This is a genomic window from Nocardioides sp., assembly GCF_047607185.1.
Classification (GTDB): Bacteria; Actinomycetota; Actinomycetes; order Propionibacteriales; family Nocardioidaceae; genus Nocardioides.
This window is the reverse complement of sequence record NZ_JASGDQ010000059.1, coordinates 1-26,371: the sequence shown is the minus strand read 5'-3', so window position 1 is coordinate 26,371 and position 26,371 is coordinate 1. Positions and strand designations below refer to the sequence as shown.

The following is a 26,371-nucleotide window of genomic DNA, read 5'->3' as shown; positions in this document are numbered from 1 at the left end:
CTGGGTGAACAGCTCGGCCAGCAGGAACTTGTTGTGCTGGAACTGCCCGATGGCCTGCCCGAACGCCTTGCGGTCCTTGGCGTAGGCCAGCGTCTCGACCAGGATCTGCTTGGCGTGCGCGATATTGCCGACGGCCGCGCCGAGGCGCTCCTGGGGGAGGTTGCGCATCATGGTGATGAAGCCCAGGTTGAGCTCGCCGATGATCTCGGCGTCGGTGACCCGGACGTTCTCGAAGAAGAGCTCGGCGGTGTCGGACTCGTCCTGACCGACCTTGTCGAGCTTCCGGCCGCGGGAGAAGCCCGGCAGCGTGGTCTCCAGGGCGAAGAGGGTGATGCCCTTGGCGCCCTTCTCCGGGTCGGTGCGCACCGCGGTCAGGACCAGGTCGGCGGAGTTGCCGTTGGTGATGAAGGTCTTGGAGCCGTTGATCACCCAGTGGTCGCCGTCGCGCACGGCGGTGGTCTTCAGCGCGGCCAGGTCGGAGCCGCCGGAGGGCTCGGTCATGCCGATGGCCAGCAGGATCTCGCCGGAGGCCACCCCCGGCAGCCAGCGCTGCTTCTGCTCCTCGGTGCCCAGGCCGACGAGATAGGGGGCGGTGATGTCGGCGTGGATGCCCCAGCAGCTGTTGAGCGCCAGGTTGACCTTGGCGAACTCCTCGCCCAGGACGGCGTTGAAGCGGTAGTCGCCGGCCTCGGAGCCGCCGTACTCCTCGGGGATCTCCAGGCCGAGGAAGCCCTGCTTACCGGCCTCGAGCCAGACCTCGCGGGGAATCGCGTGGTTCTCGGCGTACTGCTCGACGTGGGGGACGACCGAGCGGTCGAGGAATTCCCTGACCGAGGCCCGGAAGGCCTCGTGGTCCTCGTCGTAGATGTCGCGCTTCATGGGGTGGTTCCTTCCAGGTCGGGGATCGAGACGTCAAGCGGTGCCCCGGCGATGCGGAGCGCAAGGTCGGCGTTGAGCCGGACCACCGCCGCGGGGCGGTGGCTGAGAGCGGGCACCGATTCCCCTCTGGACAGTTTCGTCGAGCCCATGCCATTCTAAGCGGGCGCTTATCTAAGCGGATGCTTAGTTCTACCATGTCCCGAAGGCAAGAGGAAGCACGATGGCGGTTCTCGATCTGTTCCGGCTCGACGGCAAGGTCGCCGTCGTGACGGGCGCCTCCAGCGGTCTCGGCGTCGCCTTCGCCCAGAACCTCGCCGAGGCCGGCGCCGATGTGGTGCTCGGCGCGCGGCGGGTCGACCGACTCCGCGAGACCGCCGCCTCCGTCGAGCGCACCGGCCGCCGCGCGCTCGTCGTCGAGACCGACGTCAGCGACCCCGACTCGTGCACCGCACTGGTGGACGCCGCCATGGCCGAGTTCGGCCGGGTCGACACCCTGGTCAACAACGCTGGTGTCGCCAGCGCCGTCCCCGCCACCCGGGAGACGCCGGAGGAGTTCCGGCGGGTGCTCGCGGTCAACCTCGAGGGCGCCTACTGGATGGCGCAGGCGTGCGGCCGGGTGATGCGGCCCGGCTCCACCATCGTCAACATCGCCTCCGTGCTCGGCATCACCACCGCCGGCCTGCCCCAGGCGGCGTACGTCTCCTCCAAGGCCGCCGTGATCGGGCTGACCCGCGACCTCGCCCAGCAGTGGACCGGTCGCCGGGGCATCCGGGTCAACGCCCTCGCGCCGGGCTTCTTCCACTCCGAGATGACCGACGAGTACCCGCCCGGCTATCTCGACGGGCAACTGCCCCGCATCCCGGCGGGTCGTGTCGGGGAGGCGACCGAGCTGGCGGCCACACTGGTCTTCCTGGCCTCCGACGCCGCCACCTATGTCACCGGGCAGACCCTGGCCGTCGACGGCGGCCTCACCATCGCTTGAGTAGCAACCACCAGAAGGAGAACAGCACCATGGGTCGTTTCGACGGTCGAGTCGCGATCATCACCGGCGCCGCACGCGGCATCGGGTTCGGCGTAGCGGAGAGGTTCGCCGAGGAGGGCGCCAGCGTCGCCGTCGTCGACCTCGACGAGTCCGCCGCCGCCGAGGCGGCGAGCCGGCTGCCGGGCGCGAAGCACATCGGCGTCGGCGCCAACGTGGCCAAGGCCGAGGACGTCGAGGCCGCGGTGAAGCGCACCGTCGAGGAGCTCGGCGGCCTGCACATCCTGATGAACAACGCCGGCATCACCCGCGACAACCTGCTGTTCAAGATGACCGAGGAGGACTGGGACCTGGTCATGGGCGTCCACCTCAAGGGCGCCTTCTTGATGAGCAAGGCCGCGCAGGCGGTCTTCGTGCCGCAGAAGTACGGCAAGATCGTCAACGTCTCCTCGGTCTCGGCGCTCGGCAATCGCGGCCAGGCCAACTACTCCGCCGCCAAGATGGGCGTGCAGGGCTTCACCCGGACCCTGGCGATCGAGCTCGGGCCGTACGGCGTCAACGTCAACGCCATCGCGCCCGGCTTCATCGCCACCGAGATGACCGACGCCACCGCGGCGCGGGTCGGCATGAGCGTGGAGGACTTCCGCGCCGCCGCCGCCCAGGCCAATCCGGTACGCCGCACCGGCGAGCCGGCGGACATCGCCGCTGCCGCGGCGTTCCTGGCCGCCGACGAGTCCTCCTATATCACCGGCCAGACGCTCTACGTCGACGGTGGCGTGACGCTGGGCTGAAACGCTGGGCTGAAGCTGGGCCGAGAGCGCTGGGCCGAGAGGGCTACCGGGCGCCCACGACCCGGAGTGCGATGTCGACGTACGCCGCCGCGAGATCGTCGGGGGACAGGTCGCCGTCCTCGCGATACCAGCGGGCGATGTCGACGCCCAGCGACAGCACCGCCGTGGCCGCGATCCGCGGCCGGGGGCAGTCGAAGGAGCCGTCGGCGACGCCGCGCTCGACCAGCTCGCGCAGCTCGTTGCTGATCTCCCGGCGCAGCTCGCGGATCTCGGCGACGTGCTCCGGGCTGAGCGCGGCGAGCTCGTAGTTGACCACCCGTGCGCTGGTGTTCTCCTCGGCATGGTGACGGGCGAAGTCGCCGACCACGCCGCGCAGCTGGTCGACGGGGGTGTCGGCCCGGGCCACCGCGTCTCGGACCATGGCCAGCGTGCGCTCGTGGCCGCTGTGGGAGATCTGGTAGAGGAGCTCCTCCTTGGAGCGGTGGTGCACGTAGACCCCTGCTGGGCTCAGCCCCGCCGCGGCCGCGATGTCGCGGGTCGTGGTGCCGTGGAAGCCCCGCTCGGCGAACGCCCGCACCGCCGCCCGCAGCAGTCGGTCGCGGTTATCGCCGCCGCGCGCGGCGCGACTCGCGTTCATGCTCGTCCTCCCCTCCGTCGACCCCGGGGGCAGCATTGACCGGCTCCCGGGGCTGGTGCATAGTAGGCCTCATCAATACTAAGCGATCGCTTAGTTGAAAGGGAGAAGAAGTGCCTGAAGCAGTCATCGTCTCCGTCGCCCGGTCGCCGATCGGACGCGCGTTCAAGGGGTCGCTCAAGGACATCCGCCCCGACGACCTCACCCTCCAGATGGTCCAGGCGGCGCTCGCCAAGGTGCCCGAGCTGGACCCCAAGGACATCACCGACCTGATCCTCGGCTGCGGGCTCCCGGGTGGCGAGCAGGGCTGGAACATGGCCCGCAATGTCGCCGTCATGGCCGGCTACGACCACCTCCCCGGTGCCACCATCACCCGCTACTGCTCCTCCTCGCTGCAGACCACCCGGATGGCCTTCCACGCCATCAAGGCCGGCGAGGGCGACGCCTACATCTCCGCCGGCGTCGAGACGGTCAGCCGCTACTTCAAGGGCAACAGCGACTACATCGAGGGCCAGGACCTGCTCAACCCGGTGTTCGCCGAGGCCGGGCAGCGCACCGCCGCTCGCGCCGAGGGCGGCGCGGCGACCTGGACCGACCCGCGCGAGGACGGCGCCCTCCCCGACGTCTACATCTCGATGGGGCAGACCGCCGAGAACGTCCAGCAGGTCCTCGGCATGAGCCGGCAGGAGCAGGACGAGTTCGCCGTCCGCAGCCAGAACCTCGCCTGCCAGCGGATCGAGGACGGCTTCTGGGCCCGCGAGATCACCCCCGTCACGCTGCCCGACGGCACCGTCGTCTCGACCGACGACGGCCCGCGCCCGGGTACGACGCTGGAGGGCATCAGCGGCCTCAAGCCGGTCTTCCGGCCCGACGGCACCGTCACCGCCGGCAACGCCTGCCCGCTCAACGACGGCGCCGCCGCGCTGGTCATCATGAGCGACACCAAGGCCAAGGAGCTCGGCCTGACGCCGCTGGCCCGGATCGTCTCCACCGCGGTCACCGGCCTCTCGCCGGAGATCATGGGCCTCGGCCCGGTCGAGGCGATCCCGGCCGCGCTCAAGAGCGCCGGCCTGACCCTCGACGACATCGACCTGGTGGAGATCAACGAGGCCTTCGCCGTCCAGGCGCTCGGCTCGGCCCAGCAGCTCGGCATCCCGCTGGACAAGCTCAACGTCAACGGCGGCGCCATCGCGGTCGGACACCCCTTCGGCATGACCGGCGCCCGGATCACCGCGACGCTGATCAACTCCCTGCAGTCGCATGACAAGCAGTTCGGCGTCGAGTCGATGTGCGTCGGCGGCGGCATGGGCATGGCCATGGTGCTGGAGCGGTTGAGCTGAGGTTGCAGATGGGCAAGCGATTCGAGGGACAGACCGCGATCGTCACCGGCGCCAGCCGGGGCATCGGCCTGGCGATCGCCGAGCGGCTGGTCGCCGACGGCGCCCGGGTGGTGATCACCGCCCGCAAGCAGGAGGCGCTCGACGAGGCGGTGGCCCACCTCGGCGGCCCGAAGGTGGCGCTGGCCGTCGCCGGCCGGGCCGACGACGGCGACCACCAGGCCGAGACCGTGCAGCGAGCGATCGACACCTTCGGCAGCGTCGACCTGCTGGTCAACAACACCGGCATCAACCCGGCGTACGGGCCCGTCGTCGAGCTCGACCTGGACGTCGCCCGCAAGACCGTCGAGGTCAACTGCATCGCCGCGCTGGCCTGGACCCAGCAGGTCCACCGCGGCTGGATGCGGGAGCACGGCGGCGCCGTCGTCAACGTCTCCTCCCTGGCCGGCGTGCGGCCCTCGCCCGGGATCGGGTTCTACGGCGCCACCAAGGCGATGCTGATCTCCCTGACCGAGCTACTGGCCGTCGAGCTGGCGCCCGACATCCGGGTCAACGCCGTGGCGCCGGCCGTCGTGAAGACCAGGTTCGCCAGTGCGCTCTACGAGGGCCGCGAGGATGCCGTCGCGGCCGGCTATCCGCTGCAGCGGCTCGGCGAGCCCGACGACATCAGCAGCGCGGTCGCCTTCCTGCTGTCGCGGGAGGCCTCCTGGATCACCGGCCAGCTGGTCGTCATCGACGGCGGTCTGAGCCTGACCGGGGTCGTCGAATGAGCCTGGCCGGTCAGGGCGTCGTCGTCACCGGCGCCGCCGGTGGCATCGGCCGCGCGCTGGCCGCCCGGCTGGTCCGCGAGGGTGCCCGGGTCGTGGTCAACGACCTCGACCCCGAGCGCACCGTGGCCACCGCCGCCGAGATCGGCGCGTACGCCGTCCCGGGGAATGGCGCCACCGAGGCCGGCATCGCCGCGCTGGTGGCCGCCGCGAGCGAGCACCTCGGCCAGATCGACGCCTGGTTCGCCAATGCCGGCATCGTCCGCGGCCTGGGCCTCGACGCCACCGAGGCGGAGTGGGCGGCGAGCTGGGAGGTCAACACCATGGCGCACGTGCGCGCCGCCCGGCTGCTCGTCCCGGGCTGGCTCGAGCGCGGCCAGGGCAGGTTCGTCGTGACCGCCTCGGCGGCCGGCCTGCTGACCGCACTCGGCAGCGCGACGTACTCGGCGACCAAGCACGGTGCGGTCGGCTTCGCCGAGTGGCTCTCGGCCACCTACCGGCATCGCGGCATCTCGGTGCACGCGATCTGCCCGCAGGGCGTGCAGACCGACATGCTGGCCAACTCCGGACCGATGGAGAGCCTGCTGGTCGCCGACGGGGCGGTGACGCCCGAGGAGGTGGCCGAGGCCACCATGACCGCGCTGCGCGAGGACCGCTTCCTGGTGCTCCCGCACCCCCAGGTGGCCGACTACTACCGCGGCCGCGCCGCCGACACCGACCGGTGGCTGCGCGGCATGAACAGGCTGCAGCGCCAACTCGAGAACGAAGAAGAGGAGTCCCGATGAGGGCATGGCAGGTGGCCGAGCTCGGCGAGCCGGCCCAGGTGATGAAGCTGGTCGAGCTCCCGGACCCCGAGCCGGGGCCGGCACAGCTGCTCGTCCGGGTGCTGGCCTCCCCGGCCAACTTCCCCGACGCGTTGATGTGCCGCGGCCTCTACCAGGTTCGCCCGGAGCTGCCCTTCACGCCCGGCGTGGAGCTGTGCGGCGAGGTGGTCGCACTCGGGGCCGATGTCACCGGCTTCGCCGTCGGCGACCGGGTCCTCGGCTCCGGCGACCTGCGCCATGGCGGCTTCGGCGAGCTGGCCCTGATGGACCTCGCCACCACCTTCCCCGCGCCGGCCTCGCTCGACGACGCCCAGGCGGCCTCGCTCTACATCGGCTACCAGACCGGCTGGTTCGGGCTGCACCGCCGCGCGCAACTGCGGCCGGGGGAGACCCTGCTGGTCCATGCCGCCGCGGGCGGGGTCGGCTCGGCGGCGATCCAGCTCGGCAAGGCGGCTGGCGCCCGGGTGATCGGCGTGGTCGGCGGCCCGGAGAAGGCCGAGGTCGCCCGACGGCTGGGCGCCGACGTGGTGGTCGACCGTCGTACCGAGGACTTCGTCGCGGTCGTCAAGGCGGAGACCGGCGGCCGCGGCGCCGACGTGATCTACGACCCGGTGGGCGGGGAGACCTACCAGCGCTCGACCAAGTGCATCGCCTTCGAGGGCCGGATCCTGGTCATCGGCTTCGCCGGCGGGGAGATCCAGTCCGCCGCCCTCAACCATGCGCTGATCAAGAACTACTCCATCGTCGGCCTGCATTGGGGCCTCTACAACCAGTACGACCCCGCTGCGGTGCGTGAGTGCCACCAGGCGCTGACCGAGCTCGCCGACCAGGGCCTGATCGCTCCGCTGGTCAGTGAGCGGCTCCCGCTCGGCCAGGTCGCCGACGGGGTGCAGCGACTCGCCGACGGGGTCACCGTCGGACGCGTCGTGTACGACGCCGGGGTGGCCGAGTGAGCGAGCTTGCGAGCGAGCCGAGGGCGGCCACGAGCGCAGCGAGGGGTGATGGCGTGAGTCAGGCGCTGGTCGACGCCGTGCTGTTCGACTACGGCGGCGTGCTCACCGTGCCGCCCAGGGTCTCCCTGGCCGCCTGGCAGGAGCAGGACGGCATCGACCCGAGGTCGTTCAGCGCGGCCCTCAAGCAATGGCTCTCCCGCGATGTCGACTGGGTCACGCCGATCCATCAGCTCGAGACCGGTGAGGTCAGCGGGGCCGAGTTCGAGGCACTTCTCGCGGCCGAGCTGCGCACGATCGACGGCCGGCCGATCCAGGTCGAGGGACTGTTGAGCCGGATGTTCGCCCTGATGAAGCCGGACGAGGAGATGTTCGCGCTCGTCGAGACGCTGCGCCGGTCCGGGTTGAAGGTCGGTCTGCTCTCCAACAGCTGGGGCAACACCTACCCGCGACCACGCATCGACGAGCTCTTCGACCCAGTCGTGATCTCCTCCGAGCTGGGTCTGCGCAAGCCGCAGGCCGAGATCTACCAGCGAGCGCTCGACGGCCTCGCAGTGCCCGCCGACAGGGTGCTCTTCGTCGACGACGGGGAGCCCAACATCCTCGGTGCCCGCCGGGCCGGTCTGCGGGCACTGCTGCACACCGACCCCCGGAGCACCACCCAGGCGCTGGCCGCGATGGTTCCCGGGCTGCTCGGGCCCGTCTAGGTCATCTAGCGTGGCGTCGACCGAGAAAAACGACTGAGAGAAGAGAAGAGATGCAGGTCTTCAACGGCATTCCCGAGCTCGAGGCGGCCGTCGGGTCGCACCTGGGCTACTCCGAGTGGCACACCGTCACCCAGGAGCAGGTCAACCAGTTCGCCGACGCGACCGGTGACCACCAGTGGATCCACATCGACGCCGAGAAGGCTGCCGCGGGGCCGTTCGGAACCACCATCGCTCATGGCTTCCTGACGCTCTCGCTGGTGCCGATGCTGGCCAGCGAGGTCTACCGCGTCGAGGGTGTCAAGATGGGCGTCAACTACGGCGCGGACCGGCTGCGCTTCCCCTCTCCGGTCCCGGTGGGGTCGCGGGTGCGCGCGGGCGTGGAGCTGACCGGGGTGACCCCGAGCTCGCTCGGGTTCCAGGTCGCCACCAGGGTGACGGTCGAGCGTGAGGGCGGCGACAAGCCGTCCTGCGTCGTGGACATGCTCTCCGTGGTGGTGCCGTGACGGCCACCGGGGCGGAGTTGCCCGGCCTGGACCTGGGCCGGTTCGGAGCCTGGCTGGCACAGCACCTGCCCGGCACCGGGGCGGACCTCACCGCCACGCTGATCGCGGGCGGCAAGTCCAACCTCACCTATGTGGTCTCCGACGGCACCCAGGAGTGGATCGTGCGCCGTCCGCCGCTGGGTCACGTGCTCGCCACCGCCCACGACATGGGCCGGGAGTACCGCGTGATGACCGCGCTGCGCGACACCCCCGTGCCGGTGCCGCGGACCTACGGCCTGTGCACCGACACCGACGTCCTGGGCGCGCCGTTCTATCTCATGCAGCGCTGCAGCGGCACGCCCTACCGCTTCGCCGAGGAGTTGGCTCCGCTCGGCCCGGAGCGGACCCGGGCGATCTCCGAGGGGCTCGTCGACACCCTGGCCAGCCTGCATGCGGTCGACCCCGCCTCGGTGGGCCTGGCCGACTTCGGCCGCCCCGAGGGCTTCCTCGGCCGACAGGTGCGCCGCTGGAAGGCACAGCTCGACGCGTCGTACAGCCGCGACCTGCCCGCCGCCGACGAGCTCTACCGGCTGCTGTCCGCCGACGTCCCGGAGGAGTCGGCCACCGGCATCGTCCACGGCGACTTCCGTCTCGACAACGTCCTGGTCGACGAGGACGACCAGATGACGGCCGTCCTCGACTGGGAGATGGCGACCCTCGGCGATCCGCTCACCGATCTCGCGCTGATGCTCGTCTACGGCCGACTGGGCAGTGAGAGTCGTACGGCGGTGAGCACCGTGACGCTGGCCCCCGGCTTCCTCGCCGAGGACGAGATCATCGCGCGGTACGCCGCGGGCAGCGAGCGCGACCTGTCGCGCTTCGGCTTCTACCTCGGGTTGGCGGCGTACAAGCTCGCCGCGATCCTCGAGGGCATCCACTACCGCTATCTGCAGGGGCAGACGGTCGGCGAAGGCTTCGACCAGGTCGGCGACAGCATCCACGTGCTGCTGGACGCCGGCCTCAACGCAATGAAGGAGAACAGCTGATGGAGTTCGGCTACGACGCCCGCACCGAGGAGCTGCGGGCGAGCATGCTCGAGTTCATGGACAGTCACGTCCACCCGGCCGAGCCGGTCTTCGAGGAGCAGCTCGGCCAGCTCGAGGATCCCTGGGCCTGGGACTCCGCGCCCATCCTCGGCGAACTGCGCGCGGAGGCACGTCGACGCGGCCTGTGGAACCTCTTCCTCCCGGGCGAGGAGGGCGGCGGTCTGACGAACCTGCAGTATGCGCCGATCGCCGAGATCTCCGGCCGGAGCCCCCACCTGGCGCCGGCCGCGCTCAACTGCGCCGCCCCCGACACCGGCAATATGGAGGTGCTGACGCAGTTCGGCACCCCGGAGCAGAAGAAGGAGTGGCTCGAGCCGCTGCTCGCGGGCGAGATCCGGTCCTCCTTCGCGATGACCGAGCCGGCGGTGGCCTCCTCCGACGCCACCAATATCGAGACCCGGATCGAGCGCGACGGCGACGAGTACGTCCTCAACGGCCGCAAGTGGTGGATCACCGGGGCGATGAACCCCAACGCCAAGATCTTCATCGTGATGGGCAAGACCGACCCGACCGCGGACCGGCATCGCCAGCAGTCCCAGATCCTGGTGCCTCGCGACACCCCCGGGTTCGAGATCCACCGCGGCATGCACGTCCTCGGGTACGACGACCACGAGCACGGCGGCCACGCGGAGCTCTCCTTCACCGACGTCCGGGTCCCGATCACCAACCTGATCGGTGGCGAGGGCGACGGCTTCGGCATCGCCCAGGCCCGGCTCGGCCCCGGCCGGATCCACCACTGCATGCGCTCCATCGGCACCGCCGAGCGGGCCATCGAGCTGATGTGCGACCGCGCCGAGCAGCGGGTCGCCTTCGGCAAGCCGCTGTCGGAGCAGGGGGTGATCCGCGACTGGATCGCCGAGTCCCGGGTGCGGCTGGAGCAGCTGCGGCTGCTGACCCTGAAGGCCGCCTGGCTGATGGACACCGCCGGCAACAAGGCGGCGCACACCGAGATCCAGGCGATCAAGATCGCCACCCCGGCCACCGTCGAGTGGATCCTCGACAAGGCGATCCAGACCCACGGCGCCGGCGGGCTCTCGCAGGACTTCCCGCTGGCCAGCATGATCGCCGGGATCCGCACGCTGCGGTTCGCCGACGGCCCCGACGAGGTTCACAAGAACGCGCTGGCGCGCGCCGAGCTGCGCCGCCGGGCCGCCGCCCGCGAGCGGCGGTCGTGAGCGAGTCCACCACCGGTCTGGAGCAGCGGGTCGCCGCCTTCCTCGCCGAGCACGACCCGGCGGGGGAGGCTCCCTTGGAGTTCCTGCGTGCCAGGTTCGACGCCGGCCTCGCCTGGGTCTGGTATCCCGAGGGGCTCGGCGGCCTCGGCCTGCCGCAGCATCTCCAGCCGGTGGTGGACGCGGCGATGGAGCGAGCCGGCGCGCCGTCCAACGATCCCGGCCGCAACGGCATCGGCCTGGGCATGGCGGCGCCGACCATCCTGGCCTTCGGCACCGAGGAGCAGAAGCGCCGCTTCCTGCGGCCGCTGTGGACCGGAGAGGAGACGTGGTGCCAGCTGTTCAGCGAGCCGGGCGCCGGCAGCGACCTGGCCAACGTCTCGACCCGGGCGGTCCGTGACGGCGACGACTGGGTCGTCAACGGCCAGAAGGTGTGGACCTCCGGCGCCCAGAACGCGCGACTCGCCATCCTGGTCGCCCGGACCGACCCCGACCTGCCCAAGCACGCCGGACTGACCTACTTCCTCTGCGACATGACCGACCCCGGCGTCGAGATCCGGCCGCTGCGGCAGATCACCGGCGAGGCCGAGTTCAACGAGGTCTTCCTCACCGACGTGCGCATCCCTGACAGCCAGCGGCTCGGCGCCGAGGGCGAGGGCTGGCGGGTCGCCAACGCGACGCTCAACAACGAGCGGGTCTCGATCGGCCGGTCCGCCGCGCGCGAGTCGGGGATGATCGGCGTCCTCGCTCGCACCTGGCGCGAGCATCCCGAGCGTCGTACCCCGGAGTTGCACGAGCGGCTGCTGCGACTCTGGGTCGAGGCCGAGGTCTTCCGGATCACCGGCCAGCGGCTGCGGCAGAAGCTCGCCCAGGGCCAGCCCGGCCCCGAGGGCGCCGCGATGAAGCTGACCTTCGCCCGGATCGCCCAGCAGGCCTCCGGCCTGGAGCTGGAGCTGCTGGGGGAGGAGGGGCTGCGCTACGAGGACGCTCAGGGGTGGACCATGGTGCGGCCCGAGAAGGTCGACTTCACCGGCCGGGACGCCGGCTACCGCTACCTGCGCGCGAAGGGGAACTCGATCGAGGGCGGCACCTCGGAGATCCTGCGCAATGTCGTGGCCGAGCGGGTGCTCGGTCTGCCCGGCGAGCACCGGGTCGACAAGGACCGCCCCTGGAAGGACGTGGCCAAGTGAGCCTCGACCTGCTGCCCTCCGACGTCGAGACCGACCTGCGGGCCACCCTGCGTCAGCTGCTGACCGAGCGCTGCGAGCCCGGCGCCGTCGCGGCGTCGTACGACGGCGACCGATCGGTCGTCGCGCCGCTGTGGCGGTCGCTGACCGGCGAACTCGGCCTGGCCGGGCTGCTCGTCCCGGAGGACCGCGGCGGTGCCGGCGCCTCCGCCCGGGAGGCCGCCGCGGTGCTGGAGGAGCTGGGCCGCGCGGTCGCTCCGGTGCCCTATCTGACCAGCGCCGTCGTCGCGACCACCGCGCTGCTGGGCACCGACGGCGACCTGCTGGCCGAGCTCGCCGCCGGCGAGCGTACGGCGGCCCTGCTGGTGCCGCTCTCGACCGCGCCCGACGACCCGCTGCCCGTGCTCGCGGGGGTCGAGGGCCGGCTGAGCGGCACCGTCACCAGCGTCGCCGGTGCCCTCGACGCCGACACCCTGCTGGTGCTGGTCGCCACCGACGCCGGGCCGGCGCTCGGCGTGGTCGACGCCGCCGCGGTCACCGTCGCGCCGGTGATCTCCCTGGACATGTCCCGCCAGCTCGCCGACGTGACCCTTGCCGACGCGCCGGTGCGGCTCGTCCTCGACGACGGCGAGCGGGCGGTGCGCCGGGGGCTGCTCGCCGGCGCGGCGCTGCTTCCCGCCGAGCAGGCGGGCGTGGCTCGCTGGTGCCTGGAGGAGACCCTGGCCTACCTCAAGGTGCGCACCCAGTTCGGCCGCGTGGTCGGCGGCTTCCAGGCGCTCAAGCACCGGTTCGCCGACCTCTATGCCGAGGTCGAGTCGGCCTCGGCCGCCGCCACCTACGCCGCCGCGGCCCTGGCCGCCGGCGACCCCGATCTCCAGGTCGCGGTGCATGTGGCGCAGTCCTACTGCAGCGACGCCGCGGTCCACGCCGCCGAGGAGGCCATCCAGCTGCACGGCGGCATCGGGATGACCTGGGAGCACCCCGCCCATCTCTATCTCAAGCGCGCCAAGGCCGACCAGATCGCGCTCGGCACCCCTGGCGCGCACCGCTCTCGGCTGGCCACGCTCGTCGACCTTCCGAGCGACGGGTAGGCATCCTCAGCCGATGTCCTCCAGGCCGCGCCCGTGCATGGCCACCACCATGTCCATCCGGGAGCGCGTGCCGGTCTTGCGATAGATGCGACTCAGGTAGGCCTCGACGGTCTTGCGGCTGTAGTTGAGCGTCTCGGCGATCTCGCGATTGTTCAGTCCCTCCCGCACCAGCCGCACCAGCTGGTATTCGCTGGCGGTGAGCTGCCCGTCGGAGGAGGGCTCGCGGTTCGGTCGAGCCAGCGTCACCCCCTGGGCGCGGGCGAGTGCGAGAACCCGCCTCACCTGACGCCGCGCACGCAGCGAGCTGAGGAGGTCCAGGCACTCCTGCAACGCCGCCGTGTCACCGCTGCCGGCGCTCGCGAGCAGCGCCTCGGCGGTGACGAGCGGCTGGCCCTCCTCGCGGGCGGCGGCAGCCACCTCCCGGGCGCCGGTCAGGTCGTGGTGACACCGGGCTCTGGCCAGCGCGGCGGTCCACTGTGGCTCGCGCAGCTGGGTCGCGGCGGCCACCTCGGCGAGCTCGTCGGCGAGCTTCGTGGCGACGTCGGGGTTGTCCAGTGCCAGCTGGCAGGAGACCAGCAGCCGCAGTGTCTGCTGCTCGAGATGGCGCCAGCCGTTCTCGGCGCTGGCGCGATGGATGCGGTCGAGATCGGCCAGGGCCTCGGCGGGCCGGCCCTCGGCACCGGCCAGGCGGGCTCGGCGGATCGCGACCTCGGTCTCGAACAGCGGGCTGGCGACGACCCGGTCCAAGGCGAGGAGCACGCTGGTGGCCTTGGGCAGTTCGTCGCGCTCCAGCAAGATGTCGACCTCGACGAGGCGCAGCTTCGCCAGGTTGGAAGTCAGCCCGGTGAACTCCAGTCGGGCCGCCTCGGTCGCGATGGTCGCGATGGCGTCATCCCATTCGCCGGCCCAGTACATCGCCTTGACTCGCGCGAAGGCGCCCTCTCCGCCGATGTCGCTCCAGCCGATCCGCTGAGTGATCCGGCCGGCCTCGGCGAGCAGCGGCTCAGCTTCGGCGAGCCGCCCGTCGAACAACAGCAGCCCGGCCCCGGTCTCGAGGGCGCTGAGCCGGACCTGAGGTGGTAGGTCTCGGTCGTCGAGGTGCCCGAGCCGGGACAGCCGGGTGGTCGCGGTCGTGAGCTGGTCGCCATGGCCGCGAAGATAGGCAGCAGTGCCGAGGTAGATATAGGCCAGCACCCGGTCGTGCAGCGCCCCGGCCTCGAGGTTGCGCCAGGCCTGGGCGGCCGTCCGGTCGGCCGCGTCCCGATCACCGGTCTGCGCCAGCACAGCGGCCCGCTGACCGAGCAGTCCCATGGACAGGTCTTCCGGCTCGGCGAGCTCGAGCACCTCGCGCGCGGTCCGGAGGTCGTCCATCGCATAGGCGGCGCCGACGGTGCTTGCGAGAGTGCTCTGCCGCAGGCTGCCCGCCGGCAGCAGCCGCACCGCGGCGAGGCCGGCCGTCATCGAGAGGCGTGGCCGGGAGCCCTTCCAGTACGACGTCGCCTGTCGGGCCAGGACGGCGCCCCGCTCCGCCGCGTCGGTGGGCATCAGCTCCAGCGCCAGCTCGTACCAGTGCCCGGCCGCGGCCGGGGAGCCGTGCCGCAGCGTGTCCGCCGCCCGGAGCGCGGCATCGACCGCGTCCTGGTCGCCCCGGCTGGCAGCCTCCACGATCGTCCGGGCCCGGACGAGCAGGCCGGCCTCGTCGTCTGCCGCCTCGGTCAGGTTGGGGCTGAGTTCGGTCACCAGCCGGCGCCGTTCGACCGGCCCGAGGTCCTGGTAGAGCGCCTCGCGAACCAGAGGCTGGACGAAGGTGAGCCAGCCGGGGCTCTCGGTCGTCAGGACGGAGGCGGCCACCAGCCGGTCGATGGCCTGGTGAAGAGTCGTGGAGTCGATCCGGAGCGCTCGGGCCAGGACGTCGAGATGACGCATCGAGACCCGGCCGAGGGTGGCGATGGCACGGGCAGCGGCCAGCGCGTCGGAGTCGGTGCGGAAGATGCGGTGCAGCAGGGTCGTGCGCTGGCTCAGCACCAGGGTGGCGAGCTCGTTCACGAGCACGGCATGGCCGGCCTCGACCCGGACGTCCTGGGTCTCCAGCAGCGCGTCGATCGCGACCCGGGTGAAGAGCGGCACCCCTCGAGCCTCGCGGAAGATGCGCTCCGCCAGGGCCGGGCCGGGCTCGGCGCCGAGGATCTTGCCGACCAGGGCGTCGGCCTCCGCACGGCCCCTCGGCCGTAGCCTGACCACCTCGCCGAACTCCTCGGCGAGATGCCCGATGGTGGCGGCGAAGGTGCTGCCGAGCAGCCATTGGTCGTCGCGGCAGGTCAGGACCAGTGTCAGCGGCCCGCGCGAGAGCTCGCGACACGCCAGCGCCAGCGCGATCAAGGTGGCGTCGTCGGTGAGATCGGCGTCATCGATGCCCACCACGAGCGGCTGCTCGTCGGCCAGGCTCTGCAGCCAGCCAGCGAACGGTGTGGACACGTGGTGCGGCCCGGTCGACTCCGATGGGGACCCTATCGCCGCGGCCAGGTCGGCGAGTGCGGCGCGCTGCGGCGAGGTGGGCTTCTCCGGGGCATGCGCGACCAGCTGCCGGAGGACGGCGTAGGCGACCGAGCCGTCGTAGGGGTGGGCCCTGGCGACGACGGTCGAGCAACCGGTGGCGCTCGCCTGCTCGACGACCTCGTCGAGGAGCCAGGACTTCCCGATCCCGGTAGGGCCGGTCACCAGCAACGCCCGCACCGGTGGCGGCCCGGGCATGGCGAGCTCTGCCACGACCTCGCGTGCTCGCGAGGCCGGGTCGAGCTGTGTGGCCATGCCTGTCTCCTCGTCGTCCCGGTAGGGACACCACCCCGCCGGTAGGGAACCAAGTGTAGGGATCTCACCGCTATCGGGCCCGGCTCGGGCGTTCCTAGACTCCTGACGCTTCCAGCGGTGTGGCCCGCATCACATCGCACGACATGTTTCGGCGCCTGCCGCCGGATGAAGGAGAATCGATGCGACGTCATCGCCTCAGGTCCACCGCCATGATCGCCACGACGGCGATCACCGTCCTAGCTCTGGTCGCGTGCGGCTCGTCCGACTCCGGGGAGAGCGGCTCGTCCGACTCCTCCGGTGACGTCACGAGCAGCGACTGGTACCAAGCCGCGCAGGCGAATATCGAGACCGCGACCCAGGGCACCGACGGGGACATGCCCGCCACCGGCCCGGTGGCGGCCACCGGCAAGTCGGTCTGGGTGATCTCGTGCGACTCCAGCGCACCCGGCTGCGCGACTCCCGCCTCCGGCGCCGAGGAGGCCGCCAAGGCGATCGGCTGGGGGGTGCAGGTCTTCGACGGCAAGAGCGACCCCACCAAGTACGCCGAGGGGATCCGCTCCGCCATCACCGCCAAGGCCGACGCCCTCATCCTCGACAGCGTCGACTGCCGATCGGTCAAGCAGCCGTTGGCCGAGGCGCGCGCGGCCGGCCTGAAGGTCTACGGGATCAACTCCTTCGACTGCGACGACCCGATCACCGACGACGGCGGCGAGGCCATGTTCGACGGCTCGAACCTCATGATCGGGGACCAGACCTACGCCGACTATCTCGACACCGTCTTCGGGCCGACTCAGGCCGACTACGCGATCACCCAGACCGAGGGCAAGGCCAAGGTCATCGAGCTGACCGAGACCGACCTGGTCGTCACCCAGCACCTCGCCAAGGGCTTCGAGTCCGGACTCGAGAAGTGCACGTCCTGCGAGATCGTCAAGACGGTGCCGATCACGCTCAGCGACCTGGTCGGCGGCAAGCTCCAGGAGAAGGTCTCCGCGGCACTGACCCAGCACCCCGAGGCCAACGTGATCTACGCCCAGTACGACGCCACCATCCTGCTCGGCGTGGGCCAGGCCGCGGTCGCGGCCAACCGTCCCGGGCTGATCACCATCGGCAGCGAGGGTCTCGAGCCCAATGTCGAGCTGATCAAGGAGGGCAAGGGCCAGTCGGCGGCCTTCGGCCCCGCGGCCTGGCGCGCCGGCTGGGCCGCGATCGACGGGCTCAACCGCATCTTCGCCGGCGAGCCGGCGGTCTCCACCGGCATCGGCCTGCAGCTGATCGACAAGGACCACCTGCCCACCGACCCGGCCTACTACGACGGCAACTTCGACGAGAGCGGGAAGACGATCCTGGACTACCGCTCCGGCTACAAGAAGATCTGGGGCGTCGGGTGACCTCGTCCCCAGGGACGCTCGCGGTGCCGGTGGCGCTGGCCGCCACCGGCATCCGCAAGTCGTTCGGTGAGACCCACGCGCTGGCCGACGTGGACCTCACCGTGCGGGAGGGTGAGATCCACGCCCTGCTCGGCGGCAACGGGTCGGGCAAGTCCACGCTCATCAAGATCCTTGCCGGGGTCTACCAGGCGGATGCCGGTGAGCTCGGCTTCGGCGATGCCACCCGGTCGCTCGCGTCGTGGTCCCCGTCGGAGGCGCGGGCGGCGGGGCTCCACTTCGTCCACCAGGACCCGGCGATCTTCCCGGGCCTGAGCGTGACCGAGAACCTGAGCATCGGCCACGGCTTCGAGACCACCCGGGCCGGACGGATCAACTGGCGGCTGGCCCGCCGCCGGGCGACCCAGGTGCTGGAGCGCTTCGAGATCGACGCCCGGCCCACGACGCTCGCTTCCGCGCTGCGGCCCGCGGAGCGGACCATGCTCGCCATCGCGCGGGCCCTCCAGGACGAGGAGGAGGTCGGCCGGCGGGGAATCCTCGTCCTCGACGAGCCCACCGCGTCCCTCCCGGTCCACGAGGTGGACTTCCTGCTGGCGGCCCTGCGCAGGCACGCCGCGGGCGGCGGCACCATCGTCTACGTCAGCCACCGGCTCGGCGAGGTCCTCTCGATCGCCGACCACGTGACGGCGCTGCGCGACGGCCGGCTCGCCGGCAGCCGGTCGCTGTCCGGCGCGACCGAGGCCGACCTGGTCGAGATGATCGTGGGCCGGCCGCTGGAGAGCTACTACCCGCCGCCGACCGGGCGGGTCGGCCGCGAGCGACGGGTCGAGGTCAGGGGACTGGTGGCCGGCCCCCTGAAGGGGATCGACCTCGACATCCATGCCGGAGAGATCCTCGGGATCGCCGGGTTGCTCGGCACCGGCCGGACCGAGTTGCTGCGGGCGATCTTCGGCGATCTGCCCAAGGAGGCGGGGGAGGTGCGCATCGACGGCAGTCCGGCCGATGCCGCCACGCCCCGGCAGGCCATGGACGCCGGCATCGCGCTGGTTCCCGAGGACCGGGCCGGCGAGGCGCTGTTCGCCTCCATGTCGGTGCGGGAGAACCTCTCGGCGACGGCGCTGCCCGACTACTGGCGGGGCCTGCGGCTGCGGCACGCCCAGGAGCGTGCCGACGCGAGCCGGCTCATCGACGAGTACGACATCCGGCCGCCGCGCGACTCCGTGACCGGCGGATCGCTCTCCGGCGGAAACGCCCAGAAGGTCGTCATGGCGCGGTGGTTGCGCAAGGGGCCGCGCCTGCTGCTCCTTGACGAGCCGACCCAGGGCGTCGACGTCGGCGCCAGGCTGACGATCTACGAGCAGGTGCGCGCGGCGGCCGCGAACGGCATGGCCGTGCTGCTGGTGAGCTCGGACTTCGAGGAGCTCGCCCACCTCGCCGATCGCGTCCTGGTCGTCAAGAACGGTCGCGTCAGCCATGAGGTGACCCCACCCATCGAGGCGAATCGCCTCACCGAGCTTTGCCTCGCCACCGAGGTTGGAGGAGCACAGTGACCACCGCGCCCGAACCGAAGCCCGAGCTCACCGACGAGCGGGCCACGCCCCGCCGCCGATTCGATCCGATGGCCTTCCTGGAGCGCTACGCGCTGGTGCTCCTGGTCGTCGTGCTCTGCCTGTTCTTCGCCTGCTACGGGCCGACCCACAGCGTCTTCCCCACGGCGGCGAACTGGCGCAACATGCTGGGCAACCAGACGGTCGTCGCGGTAGCCGCACTGGCGATCCTGCTCCCGCTGATGTGCAACCAGTTCGACCTCTCGATCGGCGCCAATATCGGCCTGTCCGCCATCACCGCGGCCGCCTGCTTCGAGCGGCTCGACGCCCCGTGGATCCTCGCGCTGCTGGTCGGCGTGCTGACCGGCCTCGTGGTCGGCGTCGTCAACGGCCTGATCGTGGTCCGCTTCGGGGTGATGTCGCTGATCGCGACGCTCGGCACGACCTCGCTCATCGAGGGATTCGTCTCCTGGTTCACCCACGGGCAGTTCATCCAGAAGAACGTCCCGACCGGTCTGGTCGACTTCGGTGCCAAGCTGTGGGTGGGCGTCCCGCGGGTCACCTTCGCGGTCGCCGCCATCGCACTGGTCGTCTACTACCTGCAGCAGCACACGCCGTACGGACGTGAGCTCGCCTCCATCGGCGACAACCCGGTGGCGGCACGCCTGAACGGCATCAACGTCAAGGCTCGCATCTTCTCCTCCTTCGCCGCCTCGGGTGTCCTCGCCGGCGTCGCGGGGGTGCTGTTGCTGGCTCGGTCGGGGGCGGGCAACCCCCAGGTCGGCCCCGGCTACACGCTCGCGGCTCTGTCGGCGGCCTTCCTCGGCGCGACGGCGATCCGGCCGGGGCGCTTCAACGTCATCGGCACCGTCGTCGGCGTGCTGCTGGTGGCGGTGAGCGTCAACGGCCTGGTGCTGGCCGGTGCCGCGGACTGGGTCGAGCCGGCCTTCGACGGCGCTGCGCTGCTCGGAGCCGTCGGCATCGCCGCCTACATCACCCGGCGGCGCTCGGGGCAGGCGACCTGAGCCTGGTCCTCACCCCGGGGCTGGGCATCGAGGACCGGGCACGGCAACATTACGAATGTACGACGAGCAGAAGGAGCCAGCGATGGTGCAGGTGGAAACAGTTCGCGGGCCGATCGAGGTGGCCCAACTCGGCCAGGTGCTCATGCACGAGCACGTCTTCACGATCGGCACCGAGATCCGGGAGAACTATCCCGACTACCCCGATCGGTGGGACGAGGACGAGCGCGTCGCGGACGCGGTCGCCAAGCTGCGGGACATGACGACTCGCGGGGTCCGCACGATCGTCGACCCCACCGTGATCGGCCTGGGTCGCTACATTCCGCGCATCCAGCGGATCAACGAGCAGGTCGACGTGAACATCGTCGTCGCGACCGGCATCTACACCTACCACGACGAGCCGGTGCAGTTTCACTTCAACGGACCGGGTCTTTCCTTCGACCGGCCCGAGCCGATGACCCAGCTCTTCGTCGACGACATCCGCAAGGGCATCGCGGGGACCGGGGTCAAGGCCGGTGTCCTCAAGTGCGCGATCGACGAGGCAGGTCTGGTCCACGGTGTGGAGCGGGTGATGCGCGCGGTCGCCGCCGCCCACGTCGAGACCGGCACGCCGGTCATCGTCCACACCCACGCTCACGGGGAGATGGGCCTGGTGGCGCTGGAGGTGTTCAAGTCCGAGGGTGCCGACCTCTCCAAGGTCGTCATCGGGCACAGCGGCGACAGCACCGACATCGACTACCTGCGCAAGCTCGCCGACTCCGGCGCGATCCTGGGCATGGACCGGTTCGGCATCGACGTCTACTGCACCACCGAGGACCGGATCAACACGGTCGTGGAGTTGGTCCGGCTGGGTTACGCGGAGAGCATGGTGCTCTCCCACGACGCCTCCTGCTACTCCGACTTCTTCCCGCCGCCGGGGCCGCTCTCGCTGCTGCCGAACTGGCACTTCACCCACATTCACGACGACGTGCTCCCGGCACTGCGTGAGCGTGGCGTGAGCGAGGACGAGATCGACACCATGCTGGTGAAGAACCCGGCGCGCTACTTCGGTGGTGCCGGGGCATGAGCCGCAGCGTCATCCGGCCGATCCCGCGCACGCACAACCCGTTCCCCCTCGACGACATCACGCTCGACGCCGGCGGCGTCCCCCGCTACGAGGGGCTGCCCACCTCGTTGATCGCCGATCTGTCGGCGCACGTCGAGGCCACGCCCGATGCCGAGGCGGTGGCAGAGCTCGGCGGCGCGCGGTTCACCTACCGAGAGCTGTGGGACCGCGCGACCCGGGTCGCCGGCGGGCTCCGGGCGGCGGGCGTCGTCCGTGGCGACAGGGTCGCGCTGCGCTATCCGGCCGGCACCGACTGGGTGATCGCCTTCTACGGCACGCTGATGGCGGGCGGCATCGCGGTCGCCCCCAACATCCGCTCCGCCCCTCCGGAGATCGCCTTCGTGCTCGAGGACGCCGGAGTCCGGCTCGACCTGACCCCGGACACGCCGCTGCCCGACGGTGAGCCCTATGTCGAGGACGGCCTCGGCCTGGGCGATCCGGCGGCGATGTTCTACACCTCCGGGACCACCGGACGCCCCAAGGGCGTGCCGACCACGCACGAGGCGTTCCTCGCCAACGCGGAGAACATGGTGCGGACCATGCAGCTGGCCACCGGGCCGGAACTGCGCACCCTGATCACCGTGCCGCTCTTCCACGTCACGGGCTGCAACGCGCAGCTGCTGACCGCCCTGCATGTCGGCGGCTCGGCGGTGATCATGCCGGTGCTCGACCAGTTGGCCATGATCGAGGCGATCACGGCCGAGCAGATCACGATGCTGGTCAGCGTGCCGGCCGTCTACGCGCTGATCCTGCGCCGGCCCGAGCTCGCCTCCGTCGACGTCAGCCAGGTGCGCTGGGTCGGCTACGGCGGCGCGGCCATCGCGCCCAGCCTGGTGGCGGCGCTGCAGCAGGCGTTCCCGCACAGCCGGGTCTCCAACGGCTACGGCATGACGGAGACCGCCTCGCTGATGACCGTGCTTCCCCACGAGGACGCGGTCGAGCACGCGGACTCGGTGGGCTACGCCGTACCGTCGGTGGAGCTCGCGGTCGCGCCTATCGGGGAGGATCCCCAGCTCGGGGAGCTGCTCTCCCGTGGCGCGAACGTGATGTCCGGCTACTGGAACCGACCCGAGGCCACCGAGGAGGCCCTCGCCGATGGCTGGATGCACACCGGCGACATCGTGCGGGTGGACGAGGCGGGGCGCATCTACATCGTCGACAGGCTCAAGGACATCATCATCCGCGGCGGCGAGAACGTCTCCAGCATCGAGGTCGAGGCCGTCCTGGTCAGCGCCCCGACGGTGCTGGAGGCAGCGGTGGTCGCGGTGCCCGACGACGTCTTGGGGGAGAAGGTCGGCGCGGTGCTGTACGGCGGCGAGGAGACCGTCGACGTCGAGGCGGTGCTCGCCCACTGCCGCAGCCAGCTCGCCGACTTCAAGGTGCCGCAGTTCGTCTCGGTGGTCAGCACGCCGTTGCCGCGCAATGCCGGCGGCAAGCTGATCAAGAACCAGCTGCGCGGCGCGGTGGACTGGGGTCCGCCGCTGCGCTGACGACGGCGGGGCGGGCACCCCGTCGGGGTCGGGTCGCGACCGGTATGTGACAGTGGGCCGTATGCGCCGATTCAGGCAGAGCCGCAAGCTCCACTCGGTCCGGTACGACGTGCGCGGCCCGATCCTGCGGGAGGCCGAGCGCCTCGAGGCCGAGGGCCACAAGATCCTCAAGCTCAACGTCGGCAATCTCGCCTCGTTCGGCTTCGAGGCGCCCGAGGCGATCGTGACGGACATGGTCCACCACCTGCCGCACGCGCAGGGCTACTCCGACTCCAAGGGCATCTACTCCGCCCGCACGGCGGTGGCGCAGTACTACCAGTCCCGGGGGCTGACCGGGGCCGACGTCGACGACGTCTTCATCGGCAACGGCGTCTCCGAGCTCATCACCATGACGCTCCAGGCGTTCGTCGACGACGGCGACGAGATCCTCGTGCCCGCGCCCGACTATCCACTGTGGACCGGCGCGGTCGCGCTCTCCGGCGGGCACCCCCGGCACTACCGGTGCGAGGAGGACAACGGCTGGCTGCCCGACCTCAACGACATCGAGGCCAAGATCACCGACCGCACCACCGGGATCGTGCTGATCAACCCCAACAACCCCACCGGTGCCGTCTACGACGAGGACACCGTCGAGGCGCTGGTCGACATCGCCCGCCGCCACGAGCTGGTGGTCTTCAGCGACGAGATCTACGAGAAGATCCTCTTCGACGAGGCCCGCCACCACCACTCGGCGACCTACGGCGGCGACGACGTACTGTGCCTGACCTTCTCCGGGCTCTCCAAGGCCTACCGCGTCTGCGGCTACCGCGCCGGCTGGCTGCTGCTCTCGGGGCCGACCCACCTCGCCGAGGACTTCCTGGAGGGGCTGACCACGCTGGCGAACATGCGGATGTGCGCCAACGTGCCGGGGCAGCACGCCATCCAGACCGCCCTAGGCGGCTACCAGTCGATCAACCAGTACCTCGTCCCCGGCGGCCGCTTCTACGAGCAGAGCAAGACCGCCTGGGAGCTGCTCAACGACATCGACGGTGTCACCTGCACCCGGCCCCGCGGCGCGCTCTACTGCTTCCCGAGACTCGACACCGAGATGTTCGGCATCGAGGACGACGAGAGGTTCGTCGTCGACCTGCTGCGCGCCAAGAAGATCCTGGTCACCCATGGCACCGGCTTCAACTGGTTCGAGCCCGACCACTTCCGCCTCGTCACCCTCCCCGACGTACCCGTGCTGACCGAGGCGATCGGCCGGATCGAGGAGTTCCTCGGCACCCTCCGCCGCTGACTCTCGTCAGTACACGTACTCAGGCGTGCGCGCCGGCCTCGTGGCTGGTGTGGCCGGGCGGCTCGAGCTGGAAGGTGCAGTGCTCGAGGTCGAAGTGACCGGCCAGGCACTCGGTGATCTGGTCGAGGATCTGCGGGGCGTGGCCGTCCTCGAAGCAGCCCTGCTCGACGACCACGTGGGCCGAGAGCGCGGGCAGGCTGGAGGTCACGGTCCAGACGTGGAGGTCGTGGACGTCGCGCACGTGCGGTACGTCGAGCAGGTGCGCGCGCATGGCGACCAGGTCGGTGTCGCGCGGCGCCGCCTCCAGCAGCACCCGGCCGGAGTCGCGCAGCAGCCCCCAGGCCGCGTAGAGCAGCAGCGCGACGACCGCCAGCGAGGCGATCGGGTCGGCACGGGTCCAGCCGGTCGTCACGATGACGACCGCCGCCACTGCCGTGCCGATGAAGCCGTAGAGGTCGGTCAGCACGTGCTGGAAGGCGCCCTCGACGGCCAGCGACCCGCGATCCGCGCGGGCCATCAGCCAGGCCACCGCCACATTGACCACGCAGCCCGCCAGCGCGGTGGCCAGCACCGGCCAGCCGGCCACCTCGGGCGGGTCGACGAGGCGTCGTACCGCCTCCACGGCGACCAGTGCGGCGACCACCAGCAGGGTGATCCCGTTGACGGCGGCCGAGAGGATCTCCAGTCGCTTCATCCCGAACGTCAGCAGTCCGGACGCGGGCCGCTCGGCGAGCCTGATCGCCGCCAGTGCCAGCGCGATGGCGACGACGTCGGTCAGCAGGTGGCCGGCGTCGGAGAGCAGCGCCAGTGAGTGCGCGAGCACCGCAACGACCACCTCGCCGGCGAGGAAGGCGAGCAGCAGCACGAGCGCCGCCGCCAGCCAGCGCCGGTCGGCCGACGCCGAGGGAGCGTGGTCGTGGTGGTCGTGCACGGACCCATCATGCCCGTTGGCCGCTACGCGCCGACGATCCGCTGCTCGTAGGCGTCGAGCAGCGACTCGACCTGGCGGTAGGTCTGCGAGCTGTAGGCGCCGATGCCGCGCTCGGAGGCGAGTGCGTCGCGCATCGCGTCCAGATAGCGGCGCTGCAGGATCAGGGTCTGCTCGATGGTGTCGGGCCTGGTCTCGCGCACCTGCCGGACGCCGGTCAGCAGCCGGGGCAGGATCTGCTCCTTCATCGCCACCGCCAGCTTCGGGTCGACGGGCCGGCCGTCGACGGACTGCTCCTCCAGCGGCCCCAGGGTGTCGATCGCGGTGGCGCCGACCTGGCGCAGCAGCGCGTGGACCGAGTCCCGCTTCTCCTCGGCGCTCTCGGACTGGAACCGCATCCGCTCGATCAGCGCGGGGAGGGTGAGCCCGAAGAGCACCAGGGTGATCAGAGCGACGAAGAAGGCGGCGAGTACGACGCTCGCCCGGTGCGGGGTGCCGGCAGGGATGGTCTGGGCCGCGGCGACGGTGACGACGCCGCGCATTCCGGCCCACGCCAGCACCAGCGAGCCCCGGCCGGTGATCGGCTCGCGCTCCTCGAACTCGACGTCGGCCTTACCCCGCGCCAGTCGCCGCCGGGCCCACCTCAGCCGGGTCTCCTCCCGCTCGTCGGCGGGGGTCATCGAGTCGAGCTTCTCCTCGAACTGGTCGAGCCGGGCGCGGACCTGGTCACCACGGTCGTCCGGGCCGAATCGCGCGGCGAGGGCGGGCCAGGCGAGGCCGAGGAAGCGCAGCACCACCAGCAGGCCCACCACGATCAGCACCAGGGCGGCGATCTCGCCGGTCGTGGTCTCCACCCGGGCGTCGTCGACCAGCTCGGGCAGCTCGTAGCCCATGGCCAGGAAGACGCCGCTCTCCAGGATGAAGTTGATGGTGGTCCAGGTGGTCGCCTGGGTCTGCCGGTCCCGGGCGCTGAACCGGCGGCTGCCCATCGCCCCGGTCACCAGTCCGGCGAGCACCACCGCGAGCACGCCGGAGGCGTTCGCCTCCTCGGCGGGGAAGTAGGCCAGGAACGGGACCGCGAAGGAGATCGTGGTGTTGAGCACCGGGTCGTCGAGCCGCTGCCGGAGCAGCACGGTGAGCAGGCCGACGAGCAGGCCGATGACCACCGCCGCGACGACTGCCCAGGTGAAGTCGAGGATGGTGTGTCCCAGCGAGAAGCCGCTGGTCGCGGCGATCCCGGCGACGGCGGTGCGCAGCACGACCAGCGCCGAGGCGTCGTTGACCAGGCTCTCGCCCTCCAGCACCGCCATCAGTCGCGGCGGCAGCCCGACCCGGCGGCCGATCGCGGTCGCGGCGACGGCGTCGGTCGGGCTCACCACCGCGCCGAGAGCGGTCGCGAGGCCGAAGGAGATGCTCGGGAAGATCCAATGGACCACCGCCCCGATCACCAGCGCCGAGACGATCACCATGACCACCGACAGCCAGGCGATCAGCGAGAGGTTGCGGCGCACGTCGATCACCGGCAGGTTGACGGCCGAGGAATAGAGCAGCGGCGGCAGCACCCCGGCGAGGATCAGCTCCGGCTCGATGTGGATCTCGGGCGTGCTCGGCAGATAGCTGGCGGCGATCCCGAGACCGACCAGCAGCAGCGGTGCCGCCACGCCGGTACGACGCGAGAAGACGGAGGCCGCGATCATGATCGCGAGCCCGGCCCCGGCGATCAGCACGAACTGGTGATCCACCGGCCGCAGTCTAGTGTCGCGGACGCGCGACGCTAGTGGTCCTCTCTGGAAGTTCGTGGGGGGTATGCGTGGATCCAGGTGCGCGCAGCGCAAGGCGGCGTCGCGACGGCATACCGGGCGTCTTCCGAGCGGCGCCAACGCCGCGATGGGTGTGCCTGG

The 26,371-nt window shown here is 71.1% G+C and carries 23 protein-coding genes; 18 read left to right on the top strand and 5 right to left on the bottom strand.

The window, feature by feature from the left end:
- Positions 1–879, bottom strand: an 879-nt coding sequence (locus QM595_RS06165) for an acyl-CoA dehydrogenase family protein (RefSeq protein WP_415170654.1), incomplete at its 3' end; no start/stop codon positions are given.
- A gap of 220 nt (positions 880–1,099) precedes the next feature.
- Between QM595_RS06165 and QM595_RS06160 the strand changes: the two genes are divergently transcribed.
- Positions 1,100–1,861, top strand: coding sequence for an SDR family NAD(P)-dependent oxidoreductase (locus tag QM595_RS06160; protein WP_415170653.1), 762 nt, complete (start codon positions 1,100–1,102; stop codon positions 1,859–1,861).
- Positions 1,862–1,890: 29 nt separating this feature from the next.
- Positions 1,891–2,649 (top strand): SDR family NAD(P)-dependent oxidoreductase, encoded by a 759-nt coding sequence (locus QM595_RS06155; RefSeq protein WP_415170652.1) that lies wholly within the window; start codon positions 1,891–1,893, stop codon positions 2,647–2,649.
- Positions 2,650–2,692: 43 nt separating this feature from the next.
- Here QM595_RS06155 and QM595_RS06150 read toward each other — a convergent pair whose 3' ends face one another.
- The gene (locus QM595_RS06150; RefSeq protein ID WP_415170651.1) at positions 2,693–3,286 is read right to left on the bottom strand and encodes a TetR/AcrR family transcriptional regulator; all 594 of its coding nucleotides are present in this window, start codon (positions 3,284–3,286) and stop codon (positions 2,693–2,695) included.
- 110 nt (positions 3,287–3,396) lie between these two features.
- On the opposite strand from QM595_RS06150, the gene QM595_RS06145 reads away from it, so the two are divergent.
- Genes QM595_RS06145 through QM595_RS06100 form a run of 10 tightly spaced genes read left to right on the top strand, consistent with a single transcriptional unit; the run spans position 3,397 to position 12,906 of the window.
- Positions 3,397–4,623 carry an acetyl-CoA C-acetyltransferase gene (locus tag QM595_RS06145; protein ID WP_415170650.1) on the top strand — a complete coding sequence of 409 codons (1,227 nt, stop codon included), beginning with the start codon at positions 3,397–3,399 and terminating at the stop codon, positions 4,621–4,623.
- 8 nt (positions 4,624–4,631) lie between these two features.
- Positions 4,632–5,390 carry an SDR family oxidoreductase gene (locus tag QM595_RS06140; RefSeq protein WP_415170649.1) on the top strand — a complete coding sequence of 253 codons (759 nt, stop codon included), beginning with the start codon at positions 4,632–4,634 and terminating at the stop codon, positions 5,388–5,390.
- Positions 5,387–6,172, top strand: a complete 786-nt coding sequence (locus QM595_RS06135) for an SDR family NAD(P)-dependent oxidoreductase (RefSeq protein ID WP_415170648.1) — start codon at positions 5,387–5,389, stop codon at positions 6,170–6,172. Before QM595_RS06140 ends, QM595_RS06135 begins: the two co-directional genes overlap by 4 nt.
- Positions 6,169–7,164 (top strand): NADPH:quinone oxidoreductase family protein, encoded by a 996-nt coding sequence (locus QM595_RS06130; protein ID WP_415170647.1) that lies wholly within the window; start codon positions 6,169–6,171, stop codon positions 7,162–7,164. Before QM595_RS06135 ends, QM595_RS06130 begins: the two co-directional genes overlap by 4 nt.
- Before the next feature lie 53 nt (positions 7,165–7,217).
- Positions 7,218–7,868 carry an HAD family hydrolase gene (locus tag QM595_RS06125; protein ID WP_415170646.1) on the top strand — a complete coding sequence of 217 codons (651 nt, stop codon included), beginning with the start codon at positions 7,218–7,220 and terminating at the stop codon, positions 7,866–7,868.
- A gap of 50 nt (positions 7,869–7,918) precedes the next feature.
- Positions 7,919–8,371, top strand: a complete 453-nt coding sequence (locus QM595_RS06120) for a MaoC family dehydratase (RefSeq protein ID WP_415170645.1) — start codon at positions 7,919–7,921, stop codon at positions 8,369–8,371.
- Positions 8,368–9,396: a phosphotransferase family protein gene (locus tag QM595_RS06115; protein ID WP_415170644.1), complete on the top strand. Its 1,029-nt coding sequence runs from the start codon at positions 8,368–8,370 to the stop codon at positions 9,394–9,396. Before QM595_RS06120 ends, QM595_RS06115 begins: the two co-directional genes overlap by 4 nt.
- Positions 9,396–10,631: an acyl-CoA dehydrogenase family protein gene (locus QM595_RS06110; protein WP_415170643.1), complete on the top strand. Its 1,236-nt coding sequence runs from the start codon at positions 9,396–9,398 to the stop codon at positions 10,629–10,631. Before QM595_RS06115 ends, QM595_RS06110 begins: the two co-directional genes overlap by 1 nt.
- Positions 10,628–11,818, top strand: a complete 1,191-nt coding sequence (locus tag QM595_RS06105) for an acyl-CoA dehydrogenase family protein (protein WP_415170642.1) — start codon at positions 10,628–10,630, stop codon at positions 11,816–11,818. Before QM595_RS06110 ends, QM595_RS06105 begins: the two co-directional genes overlap by 4 nt.
- Positions 11,815–12,906, top strand: coding sequence for an acyl-CoA dehydrogenase family protein (locus QM595_RS06100; RefSeq protein ID WP_415170641.1), 1,092 nt, complete (start codon positions 11,815–11,817; stop codon positions 12,904–12,906). Before QM595_RS06105 ends, QM595_RS06100 begins: the two co-directional genes overlap by 4 nt.
- Before the next feature lie 6 nt (positions 12,907–12,912).
- Here the strand turns inward: QM595_RS06100 and QM595_RS06095 are convergent, their stop codons facing one another.
- Positions 12,913–15,714: an AAA family ATPase gene (locus QM595_RS06095; protein WP_415170640.1), complete on the bottom strand. Its 2,802-nt coding sequence runs from the start codon at positions 15,712–15,714 to the stop codon at positions 12,913–12,915.
- 179 nt (positions 15,715–15,893) lie between these two features.
- On the opposite strand from QM595_RS06095, the gene QM595_RS06090 reads away from it, so the two are divergent.
- The 6 genes from QM595_RS06090 (at position 15,894) to QM595_RS06065 (ending at position 23,542) form a co-directional block, all read left to right on the top strand.
- Positions 15,894–17,102, top strand: a complete 1,209-nt coding sequence (locus tag QM595_RS06090) for a sugar ABC transporter substrate-binding protein (protein WP_415170639.1) — start codon at positions 15,894–15,896, stop codon at positions 17,100–17,102.
- The gene (locus tag QM595_RS06085) at positions 17,099–18,649 is read left to right on the top strand and encodes a sugar ABC transporter ATP-binding protein (RefSeq protein WP_415170638.1); all 1,551 of its coding nucleotides are present in this window, start codon (positions 17,099–17,101) and stop codon (positions 18,647–18,649) included. Before QM595_RS06090 ends, QM595_RS06085 begins: the two co-directional genes overlap by 4 nt.
- Positions 18,646–19,671, top strand: coding sequence for an ABC transporter permease (locus tag QM595_RS06080; RefSeq protein ID WP_415170637.1), 1,026 nt, complete (start codon positions 18,646–18,648; stop codon positions 19,669–19,671). Before QM595_RS06085 ends, QM595_RS06080 begins: the two co-directional genes overlap by 4 nt.
- A gap of 82 nt (positions 19,672–19,753) precedes the next feature.
- On the top strand, positions 19,754–20,734 hold the full coding sequence (locus tag QM595_RS06075) for a phosphotriesterase (protein ID WP_415170636.1): 981 nt from the start codon (positions 19,754–19,756) through the stop codon (positions 20,732–20,734).
- Positions 20,731–22,263: a class I adenylate-forming enzyme family protein gene (locus QM595_RS06070; RefSeq protein ID WP_415170635.1), complete on the top strand. Its 1,533-nt coding sequence runs from the start codon at positions 20,731–20,733 to the stop codon at positions 22,261–22,263. The genes QM595_RS06075 and QM595_RS06070 overlap by 4 nt, the downstream gene beginning before the upstream one ends.
- A 61-nt stretch (positions 22,264–22,324) precedes the next feature.
- Complete coding sequence (locus tag QM595_RS06065) at positions 22,325–23,542, top strand: pyridoxal phosphate-dependent aminotransferase (RefSeq protein WP_415170634.1); 1,218 nt, start codon at positions 22,325–22,327, stop codon at positions 23,540–23,542.
- Positions 23,543–23,561: 19 nt separating this feature from the next.
- Here QM595_RS06065 and QM595_RS06060 read toward each other — a convergent pair whose 3' ends face one another.
- A complete protein-coding gene (locus QM595_RS06060) occupies positions 23,562–24,422 on the bottom strand; it encodes a cation diffusion facilitator family transporter (protein ID WP_415170655.1) in 861 nt (286 codons plus the stop codon).
- 74 nt (positions 24,423–24,496) lie between these two features.
- Positions 24,497–26,212, bottom strand: coding sequence for a cation:proton antiporter (locus tag QM595_RS06055; protein WP_415170633.1), 1,716 nt, complete (start codon positions 26,210–26,212; stop codon positions 24,497–24,499).
- Positions 26,213–26,371: the final 159 nt, after the last annotated feature.